The sequence below is a fragment of the Corallococcus macrosporus genome, assembly GCF_017302985.1.
Lineage (GTDB): Bacteria > Myxococcota > Myxococcia > Myxococcales > Myxococcaceae > Corallococcus > Corallococcus macrosporus_A.
This window is the reverse complement of sequence record NZ_JAFIMU010000006.1, coordinates 478,003-502,521: the sequence shown is the minus strand read 5'-3', so window position 1 is coordinate 502,521 and position 24,519 is coordinate 478,003. Positions and strand designations below refer to the sequence as shown.

Annotated in this window: 19 protein-coding genes; 8 read left to right on the top strand and 11 right to left on the bottom strand. The window is 71.1% G+C overall.

Going from position 1 to position 24,519, the window contains the following annotated elements; genetic code table 11:
- Positions 1–56: 56 nt before the first annotated feature.
- A complete protein-coding gene (locus JYK02_RS11800) occupies positions 57–2,618 on the top strand; it encodes a DEAD/DEAH box helicase (RefSeq protein ID WP_207051023.1) in 2,562 nt (853 codons plus the stop codon).
- Between the two features lie 9 nt (positions 2,619–2,627).
- Here JYK02_RS11800 and JYK02_RS11795 read toward each other — a convergent pair whose 3' ends face one another.
- Positions 2,628–2,912, bottom strand: coding sequence for a LysR family transcriptional regulator (locus tag JYK02_RS11795; RefSeq protein ID WP_207051022.1), 285 nt, complete (start codon positions 2,910–2,912; stop codon positions 2,628–2,630).
- Positions 2,913–3,013: 101 nt separating this feature from the next.
- On the opposite strand from JYK02_RS11795, the gene map reads away from it, so the two are divergent.
- Positions 3,014–3,805 carry a type I methionyl aminopeptidase gene (gene map, locus JYK02_RS11790; RefSeq protein WP_207051021.1) on the top strand — a complete coding sequence of 264 codons (792 nt, stop codon included), beginning with the start codon at positions 3,014–3,016 and terminating at the stop codon, positions 3,803–3,805.
- A gap of 99 nt (positions 3,806–3,904) precedes the next feature.
- Positions 3,905–4,843 carry a YeiH family protein gene (locus JYK02_RS11785; RefSeq protein WP_242588658.1) on the top strand — a complete coding sequence of 313 codons (939 nt, stop codon included), beginning with the start codon at positions 3,905–3,907 and terminating at the stop codon, positions 4,841–4,843.
- 39 nt (positions 4,844–4,882) lie between these two features.
- Here JYK02_RS11785 and JYK02_RS11780 read toward each other — a convergent pair whose 3' ends face one another.
- A complete protein-coding gene (locus JYK02_RS11780) occupies positions 4,883–5,797 on the bottom strand; it encodes a LysR family transcriptional regulator (RefSeq protein WP_207051020.1) in 915 nt (304 codons plus the stop codon).
- A gap of 133 nt (positions 5,798–5,930) precedes the next feature.
- Between JYK02_RS11780 and mltG the strand changes: the two genes are divergently transcribed.
- The gene (mltG, locus tag JYK02_RS11775; RefSeq protein ID WP_207051019.1) at positions 5,931–6,947 is read left to right on the top strand and encodes an endolytic transglycosylase MltG; all 1,017 of its coding nucleotides are present in this window, start codon (positions 5,931–5,933) and stop codon (positions 6,945–6,947) included.
- Positions 6,948–6,956: 9 nt separating this feature from the next.
- On the top strand, positions 6,957–8,648 hold the full coding sequence (locus tag JYK02_RS11770; protein ID WP_207051018.1) for an ATP-binding protein: 1,692 nt from the start codon (positions 6,957–6,959) through the stop codon (positions 8,646–8,648).
- A 6-nt stretch (positions 8,649–8,654) separates the two neighbouring features.
- On the opposite strand, the gene JYK02_RS11765 is transcribed toward JYK02_RS11770, so the two are convergent.
- The 3 genes from JYK02_RS11765 to JYK02_RS11755 form a co-directional block, all read right to left on the bottom strand.
- A complete protein-coding gene (locus JYK02_RS11765) occupies positions 8,655–9,623 on the bottom strand; it encodes a hypothetical protein (protein ID WP_207051017.1) in 969 nt (322 codons plus the stop codon).
- Positions 9,624–9,735: 112 nt separating this feature from the next.
- Positions 9,736–12,006 carry a glycosyltransferase family 39 protein gene (locus JYK02_RS11760; RefSeq protein ID WP_207051016.1) on the bottom strand — a complete coding sequence of 757 codons (2,271 nt, stop codon included), beginning with the start codon at positions 12,004–12,006 and terminating at the stop codon, positions 9,736–9,738.
- Between the two features lie 179 nt (positions 12,007–12,185).
- Positions 12,186–14,534: an immune inhibitor A domain-containing protein gene (locus tag JYK02_RS11755; RefSeq protein WP_207051015.1), complete on the bottom strand. Its 2,349-nt coding sequence runs from the start codon at positions 14,532–14,534 to the stop codon at positions 12,186–12,188.
- Positions 14,535–14,735: 201 nt separating this feature from the next.
- Between JYK02_RS11755 and JYK02_RS11750 the strand changes: the two genes are divergently transcribed.
- Together JYK02_RS11750 and JYK02_RS11745 are read left to right on the top strand one after the other, a co-directional pair.
- Positions 14,736–17,405 (top strand): phosphoenolpyruvate carboxylase, encoded by a 2,670-nt coding sequence (locus tag JYK02_RS11750; RefSeq protein ID WP_207051014.1) that lies wholly within the window; start codon positions 14,736–14,738, stop codon positions 17,403–17,405.
- A 9-nt stretch (positions 17,406–17,414) separates the two neighbouring features.
- Positions 17,415–18,146: a hypothetical protein gene (locus JYK02_RS11745; RefSeq protein WP_207051013.1), complete on the top strand. Its 732-nt coding sequence runs from the start codon at positions 17,415–17,417 to the stop codon at positions 18,144–18,146.
- Here the strand turns inward: JYK02_RS11745 and JYK02_RS11740 are convergent.
- The 3 genes from JYK02_RS11740 to JYK02_RS11730 all read right to left on the bottom strand — a co-directional run bounded on the left by JYK02_RS11740 (position 18,140) and on the right by JYK02_RS11730 (position 20,973).
- The gene (locus JYK02_RS11740) at positions 18,140–18,493 is read right to left on the bottom strand and encodes a DUF2845 domain-containing protein (RefSeq protein ID WP_207051012.1); all 354 of its coding nucleotides are present in this window, start codon (positions 18,491–18,493) and stop codon (positions 18,140–18,142) included. The two genes, JYK02_RS11745 and JYK02_RS11740, sit on opposite strands and share 7 nt — an antisense overlap.
- A 102-nt stretch (positions 18,494–18,595) precedes the next feature.
- Positions 18,596–19,867: an SGNH/GDSL hydrolase family protein gene (locus JYK02_RS11735; RefSeq protein WP_207051011.1), complete on the bottom strand. Its 1,272-nt coding sequence runs from the start codon at positions 19,865–19,867 to the stop codon at positions 18,596–18,598.
- A 215-nt stretch (positions 19,868–20,082) separates the two neighbouring features.
- Positions 20,083–20,973 (bottom strand): hypothetical protein, encoded by an 891-nt coding sequence (locus JYK02_RS11730; RefSeq protein WP_207051010.1) that lies wholly within the window; start codon positions 20,971–20,973, stop codon positions 20,083–20,085.
- Between the two features lie 127 nt (positions 20,974–21,100).
- Here JYK02_RS11730 and JYK02_RS11725 point away from each other — a divergent pair, with 127 nt between their 5' ends.
- The gene (locus tag JYK02_RS11725; RefSeq protein WP_207051009.1) at positions 21,101–21,457 is read left to right on the top strand and encodes a TIGR02266 family protein; all 357 of its coding nucleotides are present in this window, start codon (positions 21,101–21,103) and stop codon (positions 21,455–21,457) included.
- A 67-nt stretch (positions 21,458–21,524) separates the two neighbouring features.
- Here the strand turns inward: JYK02_RS11725 and JYK02_RS11720 are convergent, their stop codons facing one another.
- The 3 genes from JYK02_RS11720 to JYK02_RS11710 form a co-directional block, all read right to left on the bottom strand.
- Positions 21,525–22,019, bottom strand: coding sequence for a GNAT family N-acetyltransferase (locus JYK02_RS11720; RefSeq protein WP_338281532.1), 495 nt, complete (start codon positions 22,017–22,019; stop codon positions 21,525–21,527).
- Positions 22,020–22,110: 91 nt separating this feature from the next.
- Entirely contained in the window at positions 22,111–23,166 is a 1,056-nt protein-coding gene (locus JYK02_RS11715; RefSeq protein ID WP_207051008.1) for an alpha-ketoacid dehydrogenase subunit beta, read from the bottom strand.
- 2 nt (positions 23,167–23,168) lie between these two features.
- Complete coding sequence (locus JYK02_RS11710) at positions 23,169–24,176, bottom strand: thiamine pyrophosphate-dependent enzyme (RefSeq protein ID WP_207051007.1); 1,008 nt, start codon at positions 24,174–24,176, stop codon at positions 23,169–23,171.
- Positions 24,177–24,519: the final 343 nt, after the last annotated feature.

The following is a 24,519-nucleotide window of genomic DNA, read 5'->3' as shown; positions in this document are numbered from 1 at the left end:
CGGGGGACGCGTGATTTTTCCCGGGGACCGGGCGGCACCCCCTAGAGTCGGGGGCGATGAGTGCCTCCGCCGACACCCGCGCCCCGCTCGCCGCCCTGCTGCCCAAACCCGGCGAGCCCCGTCTCGACGCCGATGAGATCCTCAACCGCTTCGTGGGCTACGTGGCCACGAACGGGCTCTCCCTGTACTCCGCCCAGGAGGAGGCCATCCTGGAGCTCTTGAGCGACAAGCACCTGTTCCTCAAGACGCCCACCGGCTCCGGCAAGTCGCTGGTCGCCATGGCGCTCCACTTCAAGGCCATGGCCGAGGGCAAGGTGTCGTTCTACACGTGCCCCATCAAGGCGCTGGTGAACGAGAAGTTCTTCGCGCTCTCCAAGGCGTTCGGCCCGGAGAACGTGGGCATGCTCACGGGCGACGCGTCCATCAACCGCGAGGCGCCCATCCTCTGCTGCACGGCGGAGATCCTGTCGAACCTGGCGCTGCGTGACGCCTCCGCGCGCGTGGACGCGGTGGTGATGGACGAGTTCCACTACTACTCCGACAAGGAGCGCGGGGTGGCCTGGCAGATTCCCCTGCTGGCGCTGCCGAAGACGCAGTTCCTCCTGATGTCCGCCACGCTGGGCGACACGCACGTCATCGAGCAGAGCCTGGAGAAGCTCACCGGCCGCGAGGTGGCCACGGTGCGAAGCTCCGAGCGCCCCGTGCCGCTGGACTTCGACTACCGCGAGGTACCGCTGCACGAGACCATCCAGGACCTCATCGCGCGCGGGAAGTACCCCGTCTACCTGGTGAACTTCACGCAGCGGGCCGCCGCCGAGCAGGCGCAGAACCTGATGTCCGTGGACTTCAACACGAAGGAAGAGAAGGAGGAGATCCGCCAGGCGCTGCTGGACGCCCCCTTCGACACGCCCTACGGCAAGGACTTCCAGCGCTTCCTGCGCCACGGCATCGGCATGCACCACGCGGGCCTTTTGCCCAAGTACCGCCTGCTGGTGGAGAAGCTGGCGCAGCAGGGCCTGCTCAAGGTCATCAGCGGCACGGACACGCTGGGCGTGGGCGTGAACATCCCCATCCGCACGGTGCTCTTCACGCAGCTCTTCAAGTTCAACGGCGAGAAGCTGGCCACGCTGAGCGTGCGCGACTTCAAGCAGATCGCCGGCCGCGCGGGCCGCAAGGGCTTCGACACCGAGGGCAGCGTGGTGGCGCAGGCCCCGGAGTACATGATCGAGAACATCCGCCAGGCGGCGAAGGAGGCCGCGGGCAAGAAGAAGTCGCCCAAGGCGAAGCCGCCGCAGAAGGGCTTCGTGCAGTACGACAAGAGCACCTTCGAGCGGCTCCAGAACGGGCTGCCGGAGCCGCTGGAGTCGCGCTTCGACGTGAGCCACGGCCTGTTGCTCAACCTGCTCCAGAGCGACAAGACGGAGGGCAGCGGCGGCTACAAGCGGCTGGTGCAGTTGGTGATGCGCTCGCATTCTTCGGACTACACGAAGAAGAAGCTGCTCAAGGACGCGGCGATGTACTTCCGCACGCTGCGCGACGCGGGCATCGTCAAGGTCGTCCAGTGGGAGAAGCACTCCGCGACGGTGGAGGTTTCGGAGGACCTGCAGCGCGACTTCAGCCTCAACCACACGCTGTCGCTGTACCTGCACGAGACGCTGGAGCTCTTGGATCCCACGCTGGAGACGTACGCGCTGGACGTCGTCACGCTGGTGGAGTCCATCCTGGAGAACCCGGACGTGGTGCTGTACGCGCAGCTGCACCAGCTCAAGGGGGAGAAGATCCAGGAGATGAAGGCGCGGGGCGTGGAGTACGACGACCGCATGGAGGAGCTGGAGAAGCTGGAGTGGCCCAAGCCCAACCGCGAGTTCGTCTACGGCACCTTCAACGCCTTCGCGAAGAAGCACCCGTGGGTGGGCGAGGAGAACATCCGGCCCAAGTCCATCGTCCGGGACATGTTCGAGCGCTTCATGTCCTTCCACGACTACGTGCGGGAGTACGGCCTGCAGCGCAGCGAGGGCGTGCTGCTGCGCTACGTGGGTGACGTCTACAAGTCACTGGTGCAGACGGTGCCGGAGAAGTTCCGCAACGAGGACCTGGACGACATCATCGACCACCTGCGCGCGACGCTGCGGCAGGTGGACTCCAGCCTCCTGGACGAGTGGGAGCGGATGCGCAACCCGGAGGCCCCCGTCGAAGTGAAGCCGGTGGTGGACTTGAAGCCCAAGGAGCTCACGGAGGACCCCAAGGCCTTCGCCGCGCGCGTGCGCGAGGAGCTGCACCGGCTGCTGCGCGCGCTGGGCCAGCGCCGCTTCCTGGACGCACTGGGGATGCTGGACAACGCGCTGGGCGAGTGGACCGCGCCGAAGCTGGAGCTGGCCATGGCGCCGTACTTCGAGGAGCACAAGCTGGTGGTGCTCACGCCCCAGGCACGCAAGCCGGCGAACACCCAGCTCAAGGAGACGGGCACGCGCCAGTGGGAGGCCCAGCAGCGCATCATGGACCCCGAGGGCCATGGGGACTGGGTCATCGATTGTGAGATCGACCTGCGCGGCCGGCGCATGGACGACGGCCCCATCCTGATGCTGCGCCGCATTGGCGGCATGGCCGCCTGGTCGTAGGCGGGGGCGTCAGGCGGGCGGCGGCCTGGAGGCTCCCGCCGCCTCGCGCACGGTGCGAGCGGCGACCTCCACCTCCTCGAGGATGCGGCGCGCGTGCTGGAGCAGGGCCTCGCCGGTGGGCAAGAGGCGCATGCCCTTGGGGACGCGCTCGAAGAGGGGCGTGCCCAGCTCATCCTCCAGGGCGAGGATGTGACGGCTGAGCGGCGGCTGGGTGATGTGCAGCCGGAGCGCGGCCCGGCCCACGTGGCCCTCTTCCGCCACCGCGACGAAGGACTGGAGGTGCGTGATGCTCACGCGCGCGGAGGTTAGCGCGGGACGTGCGCGCCGTGCACGCGCCGCCGTCATGCCAGAACAGCATTGGACGTTCCGGAAGGGCGGGTGCCACCTTGCCCGGCATGGGCATCCCTCTCTTCAAGGGCAGTGAAGTGGAACGGCTGCGGCTCGCGGGCCGCGCGGCGGCGGGCACGCTGGAGCACGTGGGGTCCCGGCTCAAGCCGGGCGTGACGACGGCGGACATCGACGCGTGGGTTCGCGAGGACACGGCGCGGCGGGGCGGCACTCCCAGCCAGCTGGGCTACAAGGGCTTTCCCTCCACGGTGTGCACCAGCCGCAACCAGGTGGTGTGCCATGGCATCCCGCGCGCGGATGAGGTGCTCAAGCCCGGGGACATCCTCAACGTGGACGTGACGACGCACCTGGACGGCTTCCACGGCGATACGTCCGCCACGTTCATGATTGGCGAGGTGTCCGCCGACGCGAGGCACGTCGTGGACGTGGCGCGGCGGTGCCGGGACGTGGGCGTGTCGGTGGTGCGGCACGGCGCGCGGCTGGGCGACATCGGCGCGGCGGTGATGGCGCTGGCGAAGGCGGAGGGGTGCAGCATCGTGGAGGAGTTCGGGGGCCACGGCATCGGCCGGCAGATGCACGGGGAGCCGCACGTGCCGCACGTGGGGAAGGCCGGCACGGGCATCACGCTGAAGTCGGGGATGGTCATCACCATCGAGCCCATGGTGAACCTGGGGCGCCCGGACATCTGGATGATGCCGGACGGGTGGACCGTGGTGACCGCGGACGGCAGCCTGTCCGCCCAGTTCGAGCACACCGTGCTGGTCACCCGCGACGGCTGTGAAATCCTCACGCCGAGCGAGCTGTCCCTGCACATCGCCGCGAGCCATCCAGAAAGCTGATGGCGCATCGCTTCTGCCATCTGGTGTCCGGAGGCCGCCAGGCGCATCTGGTGGCGCATGGAAACGCCGCCGCTGGTTCCCGCCGCCCGGTCCCGAGCCTTGACGCCCGGTCACGTCCTCGTGCCGCTGGGCGCGGCGGTCTGTCTGCTCCCTGCTGTCTCCACGGGCGTGGCCCTGCTCGCGGGGCTGGGCGTCGCGATGACGGTGGGCAACCCGTTCACCGCGACGACGCGCAAGCTGACGCCCCGGTTGTTGTCCCTGGCGGTGGTGGGGCTGGGAGCGGGCATGGACCTGGGCACCGTCCTCGCCGCGGGGCGCGAGGGGCTGGGCTACACGGTGGTGGGCATCGCGCTGTGCCTCGTGCTGGGCGTGGGGCTCGCCCGGCTGCTGCGTGTCCCCCGCGTGACGGGGCTGCTCATCAGCGTGGGGACGGCCATCTGCGGCGGGAGCGCCATCGCGGCGGTGGTGCCGGTGCTGCGGCCCCAGGAGCACGAGACGTCCGTGGCGCTGGGCACGGTGTTCCTGCTCAACGCGGTGGCGCTGTTCGTCTTCCCCGTCGTGGGCCACGCGGTGGGGCTGACGCCGCACCAGTTCGGGCTGTGGTGCGCGATGGCCATCCACGACACCAGCTCCGTGGTGGGCGCGGCGCTGCGCTACGGCCCCGAGGCCCTGGCGGTGGCCACGCCCGTGAAGCTGGCGCGGGCCCTGTGGATCCTCCCGCTGACGGTGGGGCTGGCCGCCTGGCACCGGCGCGGCGGCGGCGCGGTGGCAGGCAAGGTGCGCCGGCCGTGGTTCATCGCCGGGTTCCTGGGCGCGGCCGCGGTGGTGACGGTGTTCCCGGCGCTCCAGCCGGTGGGGCAGGGCGTGGCCGCCGTCGCGCGGCAGGTGCTCGTCGTGACGCTGTTCCTGCTGGGCGCGGGGCTGACGCGCGACACGCTGCGCGCCGTGGGGCTCCGGCCGCTCGCGCAGGCGGTGGTGCTGTGGCTGCTCATGGCGGGGCTGTGCCTGGGCGCGCTGCGCCTGGGCTGGGTCGGCTGAACCGTGCGCTCAGGCCACGGCGGGGCGCGACGCGAGGCTTCAGGGCAGCAGCAGGGGCGGCGCGGCGCGCGCATGGCGCAGGAAGCGGCCCGCGGCTCCGGATGGTTCGTCCACGGGCAGGGCCCAGGAGAACGCGCGCGGGATGCGCAGCCCGGGCACGGGCAGCACCTGGAAGCGGCCCAGGGACAGCTCGCCGTCGATGCTCCAGCGGGACAACAGCGCCACGCCCAGGCCCAGGGACACGGCCCGCTTGATGGCCTCCGTGCTGCCCAACTGGAGGTCGCCGCGCTGGGGCCCCTTGCGCACGCCCGCCTTGCGCAGGGCCCGGTCCAGCACGGCGCGGGTGCCGGAGCCCTGCTCCCGCCAGAGCAGCGGCACCTCCCGCAGCGCGTCCATCGTGCGGATCCGCAGCCACTCCGCCGGCCCCCGCGACGCGACGACCGGCACCAGCTCGTCGTCGAGGTAGCGCTCCAGCCGGATGCCCGGCGCCCGCGCGTGCCCCTCCACCAGCCCCAGCGGCACCCGGCCCTCCGCGAGCCACGTCAGCACCTCGCGCGTATTGCCCACTTCCAGACGGACCTGGAGCTCCGGATGGGTGCGCAGGAACGACGCCAGCAGGCCGGGCACGATGGCGCTGGCGATGGTGGTGCTGGCCGCCAACGCCAGCTCGCCCGTGAGCGTCTCCTCCGCCGCGATGGCGAGCGCCGCCTCGTCCAGCAAGCCGTGGATGCGCTGGGCGTAGTCGAGGAGCACGCGCCCCGCCGCGTTCAACCGCACGCCCCGGGCGGTGCGCACGAGCAGCGGCTGACCGCAGTCCGCTTCCAACTGGCGGATCTGCGCCGTCACGGCGGGCTGCGACAGGTGGAGCTGACGCGAGGCCGCGGAGATCTGCCCGGTCGTTGCGACGACACGGAAGGTTTCGAGCCGGCGGGGATCGACGAACAAGGCTGCCATCCTAGACGACGCCCGCAGGAAGGGGCCCCCTCATCGGTGGGTGTTGAGAAGGGGGCGCTTGCGTCCGCCTGCCCGGTCGCGAGACAGGTGGTTCTCGTTGGAAGCGTCAGGGCCTTTGATAGGTTGGGGCCCCATGAAGAAGATCCTGGTCGCGCTCCTCGTGCTCATCGTCCTGGCGGTCGCGGGTGTGGGCGGAGCGTTCATGCACTTCCAGAACGCCACCACCGCGCCGCACGCCGCGGCGGACCCGGCGCCCAAGGAGTTCATCGTGAAGAAGGGCGCGTCCGCGCGCTCGCTGGGCCAGCAGCTCCAGGCCCAGGGCTTCCTGGATGACCCGACGGTCTGGCGCTTCCACCTGTGGCGCCGGGGCAGCCTCAACGTGAAGGCCGGCCGCTTCATGCTGAGCCCCACCGCGTCCGTGGCGGAGCTGGCCACCGCGCTGGAAGGGCCGCCGCTGCCGGAGGACGTGCCCTTCGCGATGATTGAAGGCTGGCGCCTGCGCGACACCGACCAGGTGCTCGCGGCCCAGGGCCTCATCAAGCCGGGCGAGTACATCGCCGCGGCCACCCGCACGGACCGCTATACCGCGCCGTTCCCGCTGCCCACGCGCAGCCTGGAGGGGTACCTCTACCCGGAGACCTACGGCATCGTCGCGGAGAACTTCAAGGTGGAGGCGTTCATCCAGCGGCAGATCGACACCTTCCGCGCGCGCTTCTACGACGCGCACCAGGAGGAGATCGCCAAGAGCGGCCGGTCGCTGCACGACATCGTCGTGATGGCCTCCATGCTGGAGCGCGAGGAGCCGGTGCCGTCCCAGCGCGCGCTCGTCGCGGGCATCCTCTGGAAGCGCGTGGACAAGGGCTTCCCGCTGGGCGTGGACGCGACCAGCCGCTACGAGCTCGCGGAGTGGAACGACCGCAAGGCGTTCCTCAAGCGGCTGCGGGACAACTCGGATCCGTGGAACTCGCGCACCCGCGCGGGCCTGCCGCCGGGCCCCATTGGCGCGCCCACGGTGGACTCGCTCGTCGCCGCGCTGCGGCCGGTGAAGAGTGACTTCTGGTACTACCTGCACGACGCGCAGAAGGTCCTGCACCCGTCCCGCAACGCGCAGGAGCACGAGGCACTCCGGGCCAAGTACAACGTGTACTGAGACCCGACGATGACGGCTCCTTTCGTCGAACCCGGCGCTCCCTCCGTTCCCGCCACTGGCGCGGAGGCCGCGCTGCGAGAGGAGGTCTCCCAGCTTCGCCAGGAGGCTGAACGGCTCCGCCGGTTGCTCGAGACCGCGGCGACCGTGATCTGGACGGACCGCCTGGGCGACGCGCGGTCGCCCATCTCTCCCTCGTGGACGGCCTTCACCGGACAGCCGCAGGAAGCGCTGCGCAACCGGGGCTGGCTCCAGTCCCTGCACCCGGACGACCGGGAACGGGCGCTGGCGGCGTGGGAGGCGGCCAAGGCGGGACGGCAGCTGTTCTCCACGCGCTACCGGCTGCGGCGCGCGGACGGCACCTATGTGTGGATGCTCGCCCGGGGCATGCCGGTGCTGGGACCGGATGACACCGTGCACGAGTGGGTGGGCACCTGCATCGACATCCAGGCGCAGGCCCTGGGCGAGGAGCGCGCCGCGTTCCTCGCGCGGGCCAGCGAGCTGTTCTCGTCGTCGCTGGATCCGGCCGCCACGCTCGCGTCGCTGGCGAACCTGTCGGTGGGGACGCTCGCGGACTGGTGCATCGTGGACGTGCTGCACTCGGACGGCCACTTCGAGCGCGTCCAGGTGGTGTCGGCGGATCCGGCCCTGGCGTCGCTCGCGGCCGCGGTGCAGCGGCTGCCGCCGGTGCCCCGGGAGCGGCCCGTCTATCCTCCCGCGGTGGCGCTGGCCACCGGCCGGTCCACCGTCGTGCCGGAGGTCACGGACGCGCTGATGGAGGCCGTGGCGCAGGACCCCAACCACCTGGAGGCCATGCGCACGGTGGGCATCCGGTCCCTGCTCACGGTGCCGCTGCTGGCCCGGGGCCACATCCTGGGGGCGCTGACCTTCCTGGTCACGACTTCCGGCCGCCGCTATGGCAACGACGACCTCCAGTTCGCGCAGGAGCTGGCGAACCTGGCCGCGCTCGCGGTGGACAACGCGCGGCTGCTCCAGGGCGCGCGTGACGCCATCCGCCTGCGAGACGAGTTCCTGTCCGTCGCGAGCCATGAATTGAAGACGCCGCTGACGCCGCTGAGCCTGAAGCTCCAGGCGCTGTCGCGCGCGGTGAAGGCGCACCCGGACTCGCCGCTCGCGCCCGTCATCGAGGCGCACGTGGAGACGGGGCACCGCCAGGTCCGCCGGCTCACGGAGCTGATGAACGACCTGCTGGACGTGTCGCGCATCAGCGCCGGCACCTTCCGCCTCCAGCGCGAGGACGTGGACGTCGCGGAGGTGGTGCGCGAGGCGGCCGCGCGGTTCGCGCCCCGGTTCGCCCTGGAGCACTGCGACTTCCGCGTGGACGCTCCAGTGCCGGTGCACGGCAACTTCGACCGGGCCCGGCTGGCGCAGGTGCTGGATCACCTGCTGGACAACGCCCTCAAGTACGGCGCCGGCACGCCGGTATCCGTGAGGCTCGTGGTGGACGGGTCCCTGGCGCGGATCACCGTGCGCGACGGGGGCATTGGCATCTCCCCGGAGCAGCGGCCCCGCCTCTTCGAGCGCTACGGCCGCGCGGTGTCCGAGCGGCACTACGGCGGGCTGGGACTGGGGCTGTACCTCACCCGCACCATCGTGGAGGCCGAGGGCGGCAGCGTGTCCGTGGACAGCCGCCTGGGCGAGGGCGCGACGTTCGAGGTGGAGCTGCCGCTCACGCGCTCCTGAGCCGCCCTACGGTGTGCCGGTGCCGGGCGGCTCGGGCGACGTCTGGAACATGTCCGCGAGGATGCGCTCGGCCGCGTCCGCGAGCAGGTCCCGGGCCATGCGCGTCTCCTCGCCAAAGATGCCGCGCGACGTGCGCGCGTCCAGCACGTGCGTCGCGAGCAGCGCGAACGCCGCGGGCTCGTCGAACGTCGCCTCCGAGGAGAGGACGCGCTTGCCGGGCTGCGGGTCCTCCTCGTGGAAGCGCCCCTCCCAGGTGTCCCCCAGCGTGATGGAGAAGTACTGCGCCGCCACGTTGCCGGGCCGCGACATGTGCGAGGCGGCCACCACCGCGCGCAGCTGGCCGCGCTCCTCCTCCGTCATCTGGCGCTTCCAGGCCTCGACCGACGTGTGCATCGTTTCAATCTGATCCCTCGCCGAGTCCTCCGCGTTCTTCATGAGGTCCGGCACCTGGGCGTGGATGAACGTGGAGAGCTGCGCCTGCGTGACGCGGTTCGCGGCCAGCACGGAGTCCACGAGCGCGAGCGACGCGTCGAGCATCCGGTGCTGCCGCGCCAGCGCTTCGGCCGGAAGGCCACGGGAGTCCAGGCTCGTGGCGGACGCGTGGATGAGGCCGCGCATCACGGTGAGGCGCGTGCGGGTGTCGTCGTCGAGCGCATCCTGCTGGCTGGCGAGCAGGACGTGGAGCGCGAGGGGGACGTGGGTGACGGCCTTGTACTCGTGATAGCGGCGCGTACGCGCGGGGGACTCGAAGCGCTGGCCGCCCTTGCGCAGGATGAGCACGTCGTCGATCTGCGCGATGACGGGGCCCATGCGGGACAGCACCGCCTCACGGCGCGCGGCGTACGCGTCGCGGAAGGCCTGGTTGAGCACGGAGAGCGGATCCTCGCGCTCCAGCGCCACGGTGCGCGCGACGTCGGAGGGCGGTTCAGGAGGAGGGGAAGGGGAGGCGGGACCGCCTACAGGGCACTCGGCCATGAGGGCACCGTAGCGCCCTCGGTGAGGACGTCATGCGCGAGCGTGGGCCGGGTGTCCGGATTCGCACCTCGCGAACCTGTCCGACTGTCGGACAGGTCGTGGGGCTCCGCGCTCAGGGCGAGGCCGTGACACCCGGGGGCGGTGGCACCGCGATGCCGGACGGGGTCGCCGCCGTCAGCTCCCGGACGATTCGCGCCAGCCCCGCGTCCGTCGGTGAGAGCGCCGAGGCCCGCGCGTACAGCTCGCGGGCCAGCTCCAGCCGCCCCGCGCGCAGGTGGTGCTCCGCGGCGATCGCCACCACCCGCCAGTCCTCCGGCGCCTCCGCGAGCCGCGCCGCCACCGCCGCCTCCATGGGCGCGGTGGGGAAGGCCGCCGTCGGCGTGCGCTGGAGCGCGGCCGTATAGGACCGCAGTGCCTCCGCGTTCCGTCCCAGCGCGGCCAGGGCCCGGGCGCGCAGGGACTCCGTGGGCGCCAGGTCCGGGAAGAGCTTGAGCACCTCCGTGGCGTCCGACAGCGCGCCCGCCGCGTTGCCCCATGCCAGCCGCTCGGAGGCCCGCGCATGCCGCGCATCCAGCGAGTCGTGCAGCGCGAACAGCTCCTCATCCCAAGCTTCGCGGCGAGGGTCTCCCAGCGCCTCCGCGCCCGCGACGGCGAAGGCCAGCGCGTCCAGCGTGCCGCCGCGCCGCTTCAGCGACTCCGCCGCATCCGCCAGGGACTGTTGCCGCTCACCTCCGGCCAGCCTGCACCGGGCGGACACCAGCAGGGGATCCAGCGAGGTGTCGTAGAGCACGCTCCGGAACCCCGCCTCCGCCGCGGCCTCCGCCGCGGGCAGCGCCTGCTCGCAGTGCCCCGCGCGCCGCGCCAGCTCCGCCATGAAGAAGAGGTCCATGGGCGTGTCCGCGCCGAACCGCTGGAGCGACAGCGCCGCCGAGCGCGCCGCCACCTCTGGAGACTCGAACGGCACGCCGCGAAGCGGACGCAGCAGCGCGGTGAAGGGCTGCGCCGCCTGGAGCCGCTCGAACGCGCGCGTGGCCTCGTCGTAGCGCCCCGCCGTCAGCGCGGAGGCCATCGCGGATGCGTCCGCCGCGTTCGTCTCCCCGCGCTCGAACAGCCGCTGCACGTCCCGCACGAAGGGAAACAGCACCGGCAGCGTGAAGACCGCCGCCGTCAGCCCCGCGTACAGCGCCAGCGCCCGTGGCCGCCGTCGCGCCTGGAACGCCGCCGCCAGTCCCACCCCGGCGAACAGGGCCCACGCCGGCAGCGCGGCCACGCGATAGCGGCTCACCACGTAGAACCCCAGCGCGAGCACGGAGCTGGCGAACAGGTACAGCACGCCCCAGCCCACCCTCGCACGGTGGAGCAGCGCGATGATCAGCCCTGCCAGCCCCATCAGCCCCAGCGCCTGCGCGCTCACCAGCGGCCACGCCGACAGGCGCGCCTCCGCGCGACGGACCTCCACGAGGTCGTGCCCGTCCGGACCGAAGAGGAAGAACGCGAGCTTGCGGCCCATGAGCCCCAGGAACGTGCCGGGCTCCCACGCCGCGAAGGCCAGCGTCTTCTTCACCCAGAACAGCTCCGCGTCCGCCGGGGACAGGGCGCGGCCGGTGTCCGCGCGCGCGAACTCCCGGTAGAGGTGGTGGGCATAGTCCGGGCGGTCGACGGAGCGCAGCTGCGCCTCGTACTGCTTCACCAGCGTGGGGGGCTGCGCGCCCAGGCCCGTGCCCTCCGGCCGGTTGCCCATGTGCAGCACCGCGCCCGCGCTCATCGTCGCTCCCACCTGCGAGCCCACCTTCGCGCGCACCGCGAGCGTCGGCAGCGCGGAGGCCACGAAGCCCACGGCCAAAAGGACTCCCGGCGCCAGCCACCGCCGTCCGGGCTGCCCCCACGCCTCGCGCACCATCCACAGCGCCGCGAGCCCCAGGATGAACAGCCCCGTGGGCCGCGTCGCCCCGGACAGCCCCAGCAGCACGCCCGCGCCCACCACGGAAGGCGTCCGGAAGCCCGGGCTCGCCGCGGCCAGCAGCGCCAGCGCCGCCAGGTTGAACACCATCACCAGCAGGTCCGGCTCCAGCGTGGCTTCGTACAGCAGCACCGGCACCGTCACCGCCAGCAGCCCCGCCGCCAGCAGCCCCGCCGCGCGCGACACCGCGCGCGAGCCCAGCACGTACACGGCCCACAGCCCCACCGCGCCCGCCAGGCTCTGGACGACGCGCAGGGGCCCGGGCGCGAGCACCCCGTTGAGCAGCAGGTAGAGCGGGCTGAAGTCCGCGCCCTGCTCGGCGGACAGCGTCCCCCGGCTCAGCATGCGGGCGCTGTCCGGATACTTCCCGAACATCCACTCCGGCAGCAGGGTCAGCCCCAGGACGACGTGAAGCAGGCACAAGAGTCCGAGCATCCCCGGAACGAACCAGGGGCGGGATGCGAGGGGCGGAGCGGACGGAGCATTCACGAGCGGGCCCATCCTACAGGCCCGGCGGCACCTGTCCCCGGACAGAGAAAGGCCGGCCCCGCGGCGAAGCGGGACCGGCCTCTGTCTACAGCGTGGAGCTGATGCTCAGGCGCCTACTCGACCGGACGCACCTGGACCTGCATCACGGTGTCGGTCTTGTTCGTGGACAGCACCTCGATGATGGTGCCCGTCTTCGGGACCTTCACGCCGGCGTACGGCTGGGTGGCGTACCAGAACTCGTTCGTGTCGTTGAACACCGGCACCGCGGGCTGCGAGGGGTACTCGTTGCGCGGGAAGCCATTGGGCTTGAGCGACAGCGGGAAGCTGGGGTCCAGGCCGAACGTCGCGTCATGCGTCTGCACGCGGCCGGACCAGTAGCGGCCGTCGCTGCGCTGCAGGGGCTGCGGACGCGAGTCGATGGGCAGGATGCGGCCAGCGCCCGGGTGCTGCGACACGTTGTTGTTGGCCTGGGAGGTGTCCCAGTACGTCACGAGCAGGCCGGGGTTGTACGAGTAGCGCTCCGCCCAGTCGAAGAGGCCGTCCGCGCTGAAGCCGTAGTTGTACGGGCCCGTGGCCAGCGTCTCGTCGTAGCCGCGGAACTGACGCCACTCGGCCAGGTAGTAGTGGTCGTAGAGGGTGGTGGTGCCGTCCGTCACGAAGAACGTCGACTTGTCCCACCACTTGTGGCCCCACTCGCCGTCGTCACCGAAGACGTAGGTGTTCTTCGCGAACAGCTGCACGAAGTCCACCAGGAAGCCCTTGCCGAACTCCGCGCCGTCCGTCTTGTAGCGCAGCTTCAGCGTGACCTTCTTGCCCGCGTAGGAGGACAGGTCGAACGACAGCGGCATCCAGCCGTTGGACGTGCCGGTGATGCCGTTGCCCAGGTTGTTGCCCCAGGGGTTCGTGTCACGGCTCACGGGGCTGGGCAGGTTGACGAACGGGCCACCGTCCACGGAGATGGCGACGTAGGCGTAGTCCCAGTCCTCCTCGATGTCGAACCACGTCTGGAAGGAGAAGGTGATGGGCGTCTTGTTCGGCAGCTTGACCGTCTTCTCCAGCACGCGGTCCAGGTTGTTGCCCTGGCCGCCCTGCCACATGCCCTGACCCTCGAACGGCGCGGTCGTGGGCTGCACGATGGGCTTGCCGGGCAGCTTCACCAGCAGCGCCTGCTTCGCGTTCTGCGACGTGAACTCCGCGGGGCCCAGCTTGTGGTACGAGTACAGACCCGCCGACGTGGTGGCGTAGTCCAGCCAGCCCAGCTGCAGCTTGTCCCAGGCGAAGAAGTCACCCGGACGGCTGCCGATGTCCGTGGTGCCGTCGTTCAGGTACGAGCCGGACGACATGATGGTCCAGAAGCCCGTCCCGTTGTCCGCCGCGTTCGTCGTGTCGTAGTGATCCGGCAGGCCCAGGTCGTGGCCGTACTCGTGCGCGAACACGCCGAGTCCGCCGTTCTCCGGCTGGATGGTGTAGTCACCCACCCACTTGTCCACGCCCGTGCCGAAGCGCGTGCCGCCGTTCTGGTTGTACGCGGGGCCGATGCCGTCCGGGCCCAGGCCCGTGCTGTACGCGAACCAGCGGTGGCTCCACACGGCGTTGGGGCCCTGCGCGCCGCCGCCGACTTCCTCGCCCATGCCGGCGTGGACGATCTGGAAGTGGTCGATGTAGCCGTCCGGCTCGTCGAAGTTGCCGTCGCCGTCGTAGTCATACCGGTCCCACGTGTCGAACGTGTCCAGGTACGCCTTGATCTCCGCGGGCGTCTTGCCGGCGGCCAGCTGCGCGTTGGTCCACGCCTTGATGGCGTCGCTGATGAGCGGCCACACGGAGTTGGAGCAGCTGGAGCTGCCGCACAGGTTGTTGCCGTAGCGGGCGGCGTTGTACGGCACCTTCACCCACTCGGACACCGCGCCGGACACGGTGTAGCGGCCGGACGACGCGGCCTTGTAGAAGTTCGCCACCGAGTCCGCGCCCGGCGTCGTGTCGAAGTAGAGCTTCTCGAAGTGCGCGCGGTCGTAGTCCGGCTGCCAGATGGTGGTGTTGTCCACCGACCGGTCCGGGGCCGGAATCTCGTTGTGCAGCGGGCCCGGGATGTTGCCGCCGGGGTTGGTGGTGGGATTGCCGAACACCGGGTGGATCTGCGTGCCGTACTCCACCAGGATCACGAAGATGCGGTCCGTGCGCTCCAGCTCGAGCTCCACGAACTTGCCGTTCGCCAGCTTCTGCACCTTGCCGGGCTGACCGCGGCCTTCCAGCCGCTCCTTCAGCGCCTGCGCCTTCAGGGCCTTCTGCTGCTCACCCAGACGGTGGGGCAGGTCGTCCGTGACGTCCTGCACAACGGACTTGCGCAGCGACGCGGCCGGCGCCGCGACGTCAGGTTGCGGCTTCTCGTACCAAGCCCGCTCTGCGTACGCCGACGGCGCGAGCGCGAGCAGGCCCAGGGCCAGCCAAGACGGATTCTTCCGCATTGCCACTCCTTCAGGGTCAGTTCAGACATCCCGGCGGGTCCGGGTGCGCCCACTTTCTAATGGAAGCCATGCCCAAAAGGGAAGACCGGGAGGTTAAATTTTTCCTGCAAGGACGGAGAGAGTCATCCGTTCGGTGGTGGTCGAAAAATCAAGTTTGGGTAGGGGAGGCCGGGGGGCGGGGGACTACGGTGCCGGTCCGATATGGCGCGTACACGTCCCGTGGATCCCCCGCTGCGGCGGGATGTCCGGCTCTTGGGCCGGCTTCTGGGTGAGGTGTTGGTGGAACAGGAGGGACAGGCCCTGTTCGACAAGGAGGAGGAGGTCCGGCACCTGGCCATCCAGCGCCGGCGCGGGCCGGTGGCGGGACGACGCGCCGCGGCGGCGGAGCTGGCGGCGGTGTTGCGCAGGCTGCCGTCGGACCAGGTGGAGCCGGTGCTGCGCGCCTTCTCCGTCTACTTCCAGCTGGTGAACCTGGCCGAGCAGCACCACCGCATCCGCCGCGCCCGGGCCCACGCGAGCCCCACCGCCACCCGGCCCCAGAAGGGCTCACTGGAGGCGACGCTGCTCACGCTGAAGGCCGCGGGCGTGAGCGCCGACAAGGTGCGTGAGACGCTGGGCACGCTGAAGGTGACGCTGACGTTCACCGCGCACCCGACCCAGGCGGTCCGCCGGACGCTGCTGGAGAAGCTCTACCGGCTGGCGCAGCTCTTGGAAGAGCGCGACCGCTGCGCGCTCACCCCGCGCGAGTCCGCCGCGAACCTGGCGGCGATGCGCGAGGAGATTACAGCGCTCTGGCAGACGGACGAGCTGCGCCGCGAGCGCCCCACCGTGGGCGACGAGGTGAAGAACGTCCACTGGTACGTGGAGGAGATGCTGTCGGAGCCGGTGGCCCGGCTGCCGGAGGCGCTGGACTGGGCCTTCGAGCGCGCCTACGGCGAGCCCCTTGGCGCGCTGGACACGCCCGTGCGCGTGCACTCGTGGGTGGGCGGCGACATGGACGGCAACCCGCTGGTGACGCCGGAGGTGTTCGCGGACACGCTGCGCGCGCACCGCGCCCGGGGGCTGCGGCTGCTCTTGCGCGACGTGGAGCGGCTGGGCGGCATGCTGTCGCAGTCGGAGCGGCACGCGCGCCCCACGCAGGAGCTGGAGCGCTCGCTGGAGGAGGACGCGAAGGCGCTGCCGGACGTGGCGAAGCAGCAGGGCCCGCGCACGCTGGGCGAGCCGTGGCGCCGCAAGCTGCGCTTCATGGAGGAGCGGCTGTCGCTGGCGCTGGAGCACGTGCTGGCGCGGCGGCAGGGCCAGGCGTCCACGCTGGCCCCCGGGGCCTACCGCTCACCGGAGGCGCTGGGCGACGACCTGGCGGTGCTGGAGCGGTCGCTCTTCGCGGCGAGAGCGGAGCACGCGGGCCTGCGCGAGGTGCGCCGCATGTCCGAGCGCGTCCGCGCGCTGGGCCTGGGGCTGGGCGAGCTGGAGGTGCGCGCCCCCGCGGAGGACGCGGTGAGCGCGGCGGCGTCCTTCAACGGCGGTCCGGCCCCCACCGAGGGCGGCAAGCGGCTCATCGAAGTATTGGCGAAGCTGCGCGAGGGCCAGGACGAGGGCGGCGAGTCCGTCTGCCGCACGCTCATCCTCTCCATGGCCTCCACGGCGGAGGACGTGCTCGCGGCCTTCCAGTGCCTCAAGCACGCGGGGCTCTGGGACCCGGCGCGGCAGTGCGCCACGGTGGACGTGGCACCGCTCTTCGAACAGTTGGGCGCGCTGGACGGCGGGCCGGACGTGCTGCGCCAGCTCTTCGCGCATCCGGAGTACCGCCAGCACCTGAAGGGCCGGGGCGTGCAGGAGGTGATGGTGGGCTACAGCGACTCCGGCAAGGAGGTGGGCCTGCTCGCCGCGGCCGCGGCGCTGTACCGCGCGCAGGTGGCGCTCACCCACGTGGCGGACGAGCACGACGTGCCCCTGCGCCTGTTCCACGGCCGCGGTGAGACGGTGGCGCGCGGCGGCGGTCCCGCGCAGACGGCCATCCTCGCGCTGCCGCCGGGCACGGTGGCCGGGGCCTACAAGGCCACGGAGCAGGGCGAGGCGATGGACCACAAGTACGCGCGCCCGGAGCTCACGCAGCGCACGCTGGAGCTGGTGGTGGGCGGCGTGCTGCTGCACACGCTGGACGCGCAGCCGCGCCCGTCCCCGGAGGACGAGTCCGCCTTCCGCGCCGCCTTCGACGTGCTGGCGGAGGAGGGGCGCAAGGCGTACCGCGGGCTCGTCTGGGAGGATCCGCGCTTCGTGGAGTTCTTCATGACGGGCACGCCGGTGGAGGAGATCGCCGCGCTGCCCATCGGCTCGCGCCCCAGCAAGCGCAAGGCGGGCGGTCTGGAGACGCTGCGCGCGATTCCGTGGAGCTTCGCGTGGACGCAGACGCGCGCCATCCTCCCGGCCTGGTACGGCGTGGGCAGCGCGCTGGAGGCGTACGCGGCCACGCCGGAGGGCGCGGCGCTGCTGCAGCGCATGTACAAGGAATGGCCCTTCTTCCACACGGTCATCGACAACGTGACCATGGTGCTGGCCAAGACGGACATGGCCATCGCGGCGCGGTACGCGAAGCTGGCCCCCGCGGCCACGCGGCCCCTGTGGCTGCGCATCCAGCAGGAGCACTCGCGCACGCGCCGCGCGGTGAAGTCGCTCACCGGCGAGGCGAAGCTCCTGGACAACAACCCGCAGTTGCAGCGGAGCATCGCGCTGCGCAACCCCTACGTGGACCCCATGTCCTTCCTCCAGGTGGAGCTGCTCAAGCGCAAGCGCGACGGCGACACGGAGTGCGACCGGCCGCTGCTGCTGGCGCTCAACGGCATCGCTGCGGGCATGCGGAACACCGGTTAGAGAAGAGCCATGGCCCAGGAGACCTTCGTCGTGGAGGAGATCAACCCCAAGCACGGCTTCGCGCGTGTGCGCCCGGAAGCCGGGACGGGGTTGCTGCACACCGCCCTCTATCCGGATCCGGAGTTCACCCAGGCGCCGCCCTTCCAGCTGCGCAAGGGGGACCGGGTGACGGGCCTTCGCCGGGGGCAGACCGTGTCGGAGGTGTCCTGGCTTACGCGCGTGGAGCCTCCATGGGAGGAGGTGGAGCGCGTGGCGGAGCTGCTCGCGCTGCTGGAGCGCTGGGAGATCCGCATCCCCCACGAGGCCCGCGTCCTGGCCGAGCACGCCTGGCGTGACAGCAAGGAGGACCCGCTGCGCGACGAGCTCCAGGCGCAGCTGCCCACCTTCTTCGACCTGGAGGGCGCGCACCCCTTCGAGGACCCGTCACTGCTGGAGCGACTGTCCGCCGCCATGCAGCCGTACCTGCCGGGTTTCGCCATCCAGCCGGTGCAGGGCCAGCCCGCGGTGCGCGTGGAGCCCGGCGCCGTGGAGGTCCAGGCGGGCGTGGGCAGCTGGGACGTGCCGCAGCCCACCTTCGCCCCGATGATCGCGGAGGTGAACGCACGCCTCTCCGCCGCCGGAGCCCCCGTGCGCTGGGTGCCCACCCGCGAGGACTGGATGCTCGCGCCCCCCGCGCTGGCCGCGCTGCTCCAGAAGCACGGGCTGTTGGAGCCCACCTCGCCGTCCGGTGAGACTCAGTAGCCGTAGGAGCCGCTGCGCACGTCCACCAGCTTGCCGTCGCGGAAGATGGCGGTCTGCATGAACCGGTTGGGACCGAAGTTGTAGGTCCACTCCTCGATGGTCGTGGAGGTGGTGACCTCCGTGGAGGCCTCGTCGTAGCGGCTCGGGTCCCGCGTCCCGGTCTTGGCCTTGTTGGTCACGTACTGCGTCTTGGTCTCCTTCGTCACGGGCTCGCCGCACTTGGCCAGCGCGTCCGCCTTGGAGGACCCTTCCGACACCAGCTTGTTGTCACAGCGCAGCGCGGACGCGTGGACGAGCGAGGGCAGGGCGAGGCAGGCGACGACGAGGGCGGCGGGAAGGGCGCGCATGGGGGATGGCTCCGGGAGCAGGGAAAGACGGGGAATGCCGCCTGGACGCGGCGGCCCCGAAACTATTCAAATCCCCCGTGCGCTTTCCAGCCGGGCAGGCGCCTACAGGCCGCCCTTCGCCTTGAGGACGCGCACCACCTCGGCCGCCATGAGCTGGTGGCCCTTCGCGTTCGGGTGGATGCCGTCGGTCTCCAGGCCATCGATGAAGAGGTCCACGTTGCCCGGCTGGCGCGTCACGGCCTCCAGGTCGATGACGTCCGCTCGCGTCAGGCCGCGGATCCACGCGTTGAACTCGTGGCGCTGGGCCTTCATCAGCTCCACGTCGCCGCCGTCCGCGCCCATCTTCTCCTTGGGCAGGAGCGTGCTCACCCACAGCCGGCACATGGGCTGGAGTTGATCCAGCAGCTGCGTCATCCGCTGCTGCAGCTTCGGGACCGTCATGTCCGCCGCGGCCAGGTCGTTGACGCCCAGCAGGACGATGCAGTCGGTGACGCCCTGCAGGGACAGCACCTCCTGCGGAAGCTGGAGGTTCGCGTCCCAGAAGCCCTGTCCGGACGCCCCCGAGTTCACCACCGGCACGCCCAGCTGCCGCTGCGTCAGGAACGACCACGTGTCGCGCGTGTCGTTCCGGTCATCCATGTAGCCTTCCGTGATGCTGTCGCCGATGGTCACGAAGGACCGGCCCGGCGTGCCTTCCACGTCCACCGTCGCCACGCCCGTGGCGAACTCCCAGGCCTGGCCGCCCAGCGCGCCCTGCGCCGTCGCGTACGCCCCGGCCCGCGTCCAGCTGTCCGGGAACGCCTGGATGCGGCTCTTGCCCAGGGCGCCCTTCACCTCGAAGGAGATGGCCAGCTCGTCGCCGAAGGCCACCGGGAACGCGACCGGATCCGACGTCACCAGCGTGCGCGTGCCCGTGGTGAAGCCCGCGCCGCCGTTGAAGGTGAGCGCCACCGGAGCGGACGTCAGCGCGCCGTTGGCGCCAGCCTTCGCCACCGTGGCCCGCTGCAGCGTCAGGCTGCCGTCGCCGGAGCGGAAGGTGACCCGCACGCGGCCGCCCGTGCGCCCCACCGGCACCTTCATCCGGTACGTGGTGACGGTGCCCACGGAGACCGACTCCCGCAGGGACTGATGGAAGGCGGGCTGGAAGCGGGCGGGGAGGGGAGCCAGGGGCGGCGTGGCCTGCACCCGGCGCTCGTCGTGCAGGGTCAGTGCGGGCGCAACCTCCAGGCCATCCGCGGGCGCGGTGACCTCGGCGTCCGTGTGGCCCTGGCCAAGGCCCTCCTCCGGCGCGCCGCCGTCATCCATGCCCCCACATCCCGCCAGCAGGCCCAGGACCCCGAAACATCCCCAGCGCAGCGCCTTCCTCAGACCCATGCCCACGACCTCCCGGCGCAAGACAATGTGCACGACGTGCCTTCGCGGCGACCCGGGGATTCATGGCGCGCGCCAATCCGGGAGGCCGTGAACATCCCCCGCGCCGGGAACGGCCGGCGCAGGCTCCGCCCCTGAAGGTGGCGGCACGGCCCCCGGGAGGACCCGCGCGCTCGCCACCCCGGGCCGGACGCTTCCTTCGGTGGGCAATCCCTTGCCTACGGGGCGCAGGCGCCCACGTCGCCGTTGTTGTTGATGGGCCGGCAGGCCGCGCCGTTCGCGCACCCCGGTGAACCGGCGGGCGTGCGGCACAGCGTCCGGCACGTCCCGCTGCCGCCGGCCACCACGCAGGTGCTTCCCCGTGAACACTGGTTGCTGAACTCGCACGAGGCGCCTTCGCCCAGCGAACCCTGGCCCGCGCACACCGGACCGTTGGCGGCCGGGTAGCAGCCCAGCGGGCTCTCGCAGTCCTGCGCGAACGGATCACACGACGCGGAGGCCGGGCCGCACACCAGCGGCAGCTCGCGCGTGCCGCTCAGGCGCAGCACCGTGTTGCACTCGCCGGAGCCGCAGTCGGACGTCGCGTGGCACAGCTTGCGGCAGAAGAACGCGAGGCCGCCGTCGCCCTGCGACTCGTCCTTGCAGTAGAGGCCCGCCGCGCACGTGTCATACCGCTGGCCCGGCGGCGACTCGGCCAGCGTGCACGGCGCGCCCTCCGTGGCGGTGCCCGCCGCGACGCACTGGCGCTCCGAGCCCCCGCCGTCCAGCCCCACGTACGTGCACCGCTGCCCGGACGGACAGTCCTGGCGGACCACGTCGCACGCGCCCGTGAAGCACTGGCTGCCCGTGCCGCCATCCGCCAGGTCCGTGTACAGACAGCCCTGGCCCGCGGCGCAGCCCTCCTGCTTCCCCACGTTGCAGGCGAAGTCGGAGGAGCCACCGCCGCCGCCATCGCCGCCATCGACAGTCCCGGAATCACCGCCGTCCGTCCCGGAATCCAGGGTAGTACCCGCATCCGTTGGCGGTCGGACAGTTGGTTCGTCGTCGCAGCCCGCCACCCACAACCCCATCATCAGGGCGCCACCCAACAACACGAGACGTGCACGCATCCGGAAACTCCTGGCGTCGAAGTAGCCTGGGACTTACACGAGCCGTTCCGTCGTCCGGGGGCCCTTGAACCGGGCCTGGAAACCAGCCGACACTTCCGGTCCGAGAACCGAGGGGGTCAGGGTGCGCATGAACACGAAGTTGGATGGGCCGGTAGAGCCAGACCCGTACATGAACCGCCGCGCCGAGGAGCGCGTGGCGGCGCGGTTCGAGGTGCGCTTCGAGCAGATGGAGGACGCGGCGCGCGCGCTGCGCGCCTACTCGCTGAACCTGTCCGCCGGAGGGCTGTGCCTGCGCACGCGCAAGTCCTACGACGTGGGCTCGCAGGTGCGGCTGGCCATGGTGGTGGACGGCGAGGAGTTCCACCTCACCGGCATCGTCGCCTGGGTGCGCGACGAGGCGGAGGCCATCGGCGTGCGCTTCATCGACGTGAGCGAAGAGGACCACGAGCGCCTGCGCCGCGTGATCGCGAGCTTCAAGCGCTGAGCGGCTTCAACCCGCGACGGGGCCCCGGGGTGAGCACCGGGCCCTCGCGGGACCTCCACCACCGCCGCTACTTCTGCGGCTGCTCGTACTCCGCGTGGCGGAACACCCCGGAGTCGCCCTCCACGTAGCCGCACGCCCGGTAGAAGGCGCGCGTCTCGTCGGTGACGTTGATGGGGGCGATGAGCTGGAGCTGCTTCACGCTCAGCACCTTGCCGCGCTGGGCCACCTGCGCGAGCAGCGCGCGGCCCACGCCCCGGCGGCGCCAGCCCTCGGACACGACGAGCTCGTCCACGGTGGCCACGCGCCCGCGTAGCCGCAGCTGCGGCCGGTGGGAGAAGGACACCATGCCCACCGCGCGGTCCTGCGGGTCTCCCGCGACGAAGATCTCGATCTCCGGATGGCTGATGACCCAGTGCACGGTCTGTTGATCGGTACCCTGGGGGTAGCCCAGCTCGCGCAGCAGCTGGGCCATGACCTCGGCGTCGCCGCGGCGCGCGCGGCGGATCCGGAAGGCGTTGGCGTCTGGGGCGGGGGTCATGGTGCGGACGATGGGCTGGGACACGGAAGTTGGGATTCTAACGACAGGGCCGCCGGCCTCCAAAGAGGAACGGCGGCCCGTGTGACTTTCCGCGCTCGGCGGAACGCGCGCGGCTTTAAGGCTGCTCGCCGCAGAGGCTGCGCAGGGCGGTGGTGATGTCGTTCTGCTGCGGCACCGACGCCATCTCCAGCGCGTCCGCCAGGCCGATGCCCGGGATGAACTTGCCGGCGACCAGGCGGGGCGGCGCGAGCAGCGAGTAGAACAGCTCGTCCACGGTGCGCCGGACCAGGTGCTCGCCGAAGTTCGTCACTTCGGTGTCCTCGTTGACGAAGAGCACGCGGCCCGTCTTCTGGATGGAGGCCTTGATGAGGTCCCAGTCGTACGGCCAGAGCGAGCGCATGTCGATGACCTCCACGCTCAGGCCTTCCTCCGCCAGCTGCGCCGCGGCCTTGATGCACAGGGGCATCGTGCGGCCGTAGCTGACGACGGTGGCCTGGGTGCCCTCGCGCACCCGCTTGCCCTTGCCAATGGGGATGGCGAACGCCTCCAGCGCGGGCCACTGGGGCTTCCACTGCGAGCGGTCACCCAGCGGCGCGTCGATCATCTTCGACAGCGCGCGGTCGTCCTCGGGCTCCCCGGGGATGCGCTCCTCGCCCTTCACGCGCAGCAGCGCCTTGGGCTCCAGGAACATGACGGGGTTGGGGTCCTGGCACGCGGAGATGAGCAGGCCGTACGCGTCCAGCGGCGTGGAGGGGATGACCACCTTCCAGCCGGGGATGTGCGTCATCGTCGCGTCGAAGGAATGCGAGTGGTACAGCGACCCGCGGATGCCGCTGCCCACGGGCGTGCGCACCACCATGGGCATGGCCCAGTCACCGTTCGTCGCCCAGTGCGTGTTGCCCGCGAGCTTGAGCAGGTCGATGGTGTTGTAGATGTAGTCGCAGAACTGGATCTCCGCGACGGGGCGGTTGCCCGCCATCGCCAGGCCCATGGCCGTGCCGATGATGCCGCGCTCGTCCAGGGGGCTGTTCCACGCCGTCTTCAGGCCCTGGGTGCAGGTGAAGACGCCGCCCAGCGGGGCGCCCACGTCCTCGCCGAAGATGTCGGTGACGCCCAGGTTCTCTTCCGCGTAGTGCAGGGCCATGCGGATGGCCTGTGCCATGTTCGCCATGGTTATTTCTTCTCCGCGTAGATGTGTTCCCAGATGGAGTCGCCAGAGGGCTGCGGCTCGTCACGCACGGTGCGCGCCGCGGCGGCCAGCTCCTCCGTGTAGCGGTTGCGGACCTCTTCCATCTGCTTGCGGTCGAGGACGCCTTCCTGCTCCAGCCGCGCCTCGAACAGGCGCAGGCAGTCCTGCTCCTCGTTCACGAAGTTGGCGCCGGACGCGGACGAGTGCCCGTACAGGCGCGACACGCGCGCCTCGATGAAGTACGGCTTGCGCTCCTTGCGCACGTAGTCCATCGCGGCCTGCAGTTCCTGGTAGGACTCCACCGGATCATTGCCGTTGATGGTCTTCGCCGGGATGTTGAAGGCGCGCGCGCGGTCCGCGATGTTCGTCTCGCCGTGCTGACCGTCCGACGTGGTGCTGATGCCCCACTTGTTGTTCGTGACGATGATCAGGATGGGCAGCGGGTTCGCCGGGCGGCTGCTCCAGATGAGGCCGCTGGCGAAATCGCCCTCGGCCGTGCCCGCGTCGCCGCCGGTGACGATGGTGATGCCCTCGCCGCCGTGGCGCTTCTGGGCCATGGCCGTGCCCGGCGCGATGGCGTACTGCACCTCGATGGGAGAGGTGACCGGGGCGATGTTCTTCGAGCGCCGGCTGAAGTGGCCCGCGAAGTTGCGGCCGCCGGAGTAGGGGTCCGTGGCCGTGTTCTTCATCTGCCGCAGCGCCCCGATGGGCTCCTCGCCCATGGCCAGCAGCGTCGCGGACTGGCGGTAGTGCGCGTGGAGGTAGTCGTAGGCCGGGCCCTCGCCCACCTTCATGAGCATGCCCAGGGGGACGTTGAACGCCTCCTCACCGGGGCCGCCAATCCAGAAGTAGCCGTGGCCCTGCTTGTACATCTGGATGAGGCGCTCCTCCAGGACTCGCGCCTTCACCATCAGGTCGTGGATGCGGATCAGCTGCTCTCGGGCGAGCGAAAGCGGCGCGGAGTTTTCTTTGATCAACCGGGGCCGGGACACGGGCGGACGACCTCGAAGGGAAAGGAAAGGGACGCCCCTATACTCCGATCGCGGCCTCCCGACTCAAGCGCGGTGATGTCACGGGTGTTCGCCGTCACCGTTTGGGCCCCCGGGTGGCGCGACGCGGCAATGAGCGGAACTCATCCATCCCCTCTGACGTGCTGCTCCACGCAGGAGGGGGGGACACCCGGGGTGGTGGCTGATCGCACGGCCGCTGGGGGGCCGGAGGAAGGGGCGCTCCCAGGGGAAAGCCCGACAGGTGGACTCCTCGCGTCAATCAGGAAGTGAGATAGAGTCCGCGCCGTCCCGACCGCGTTCCCCCGCGGGCTCTCCCAGGTCTGCC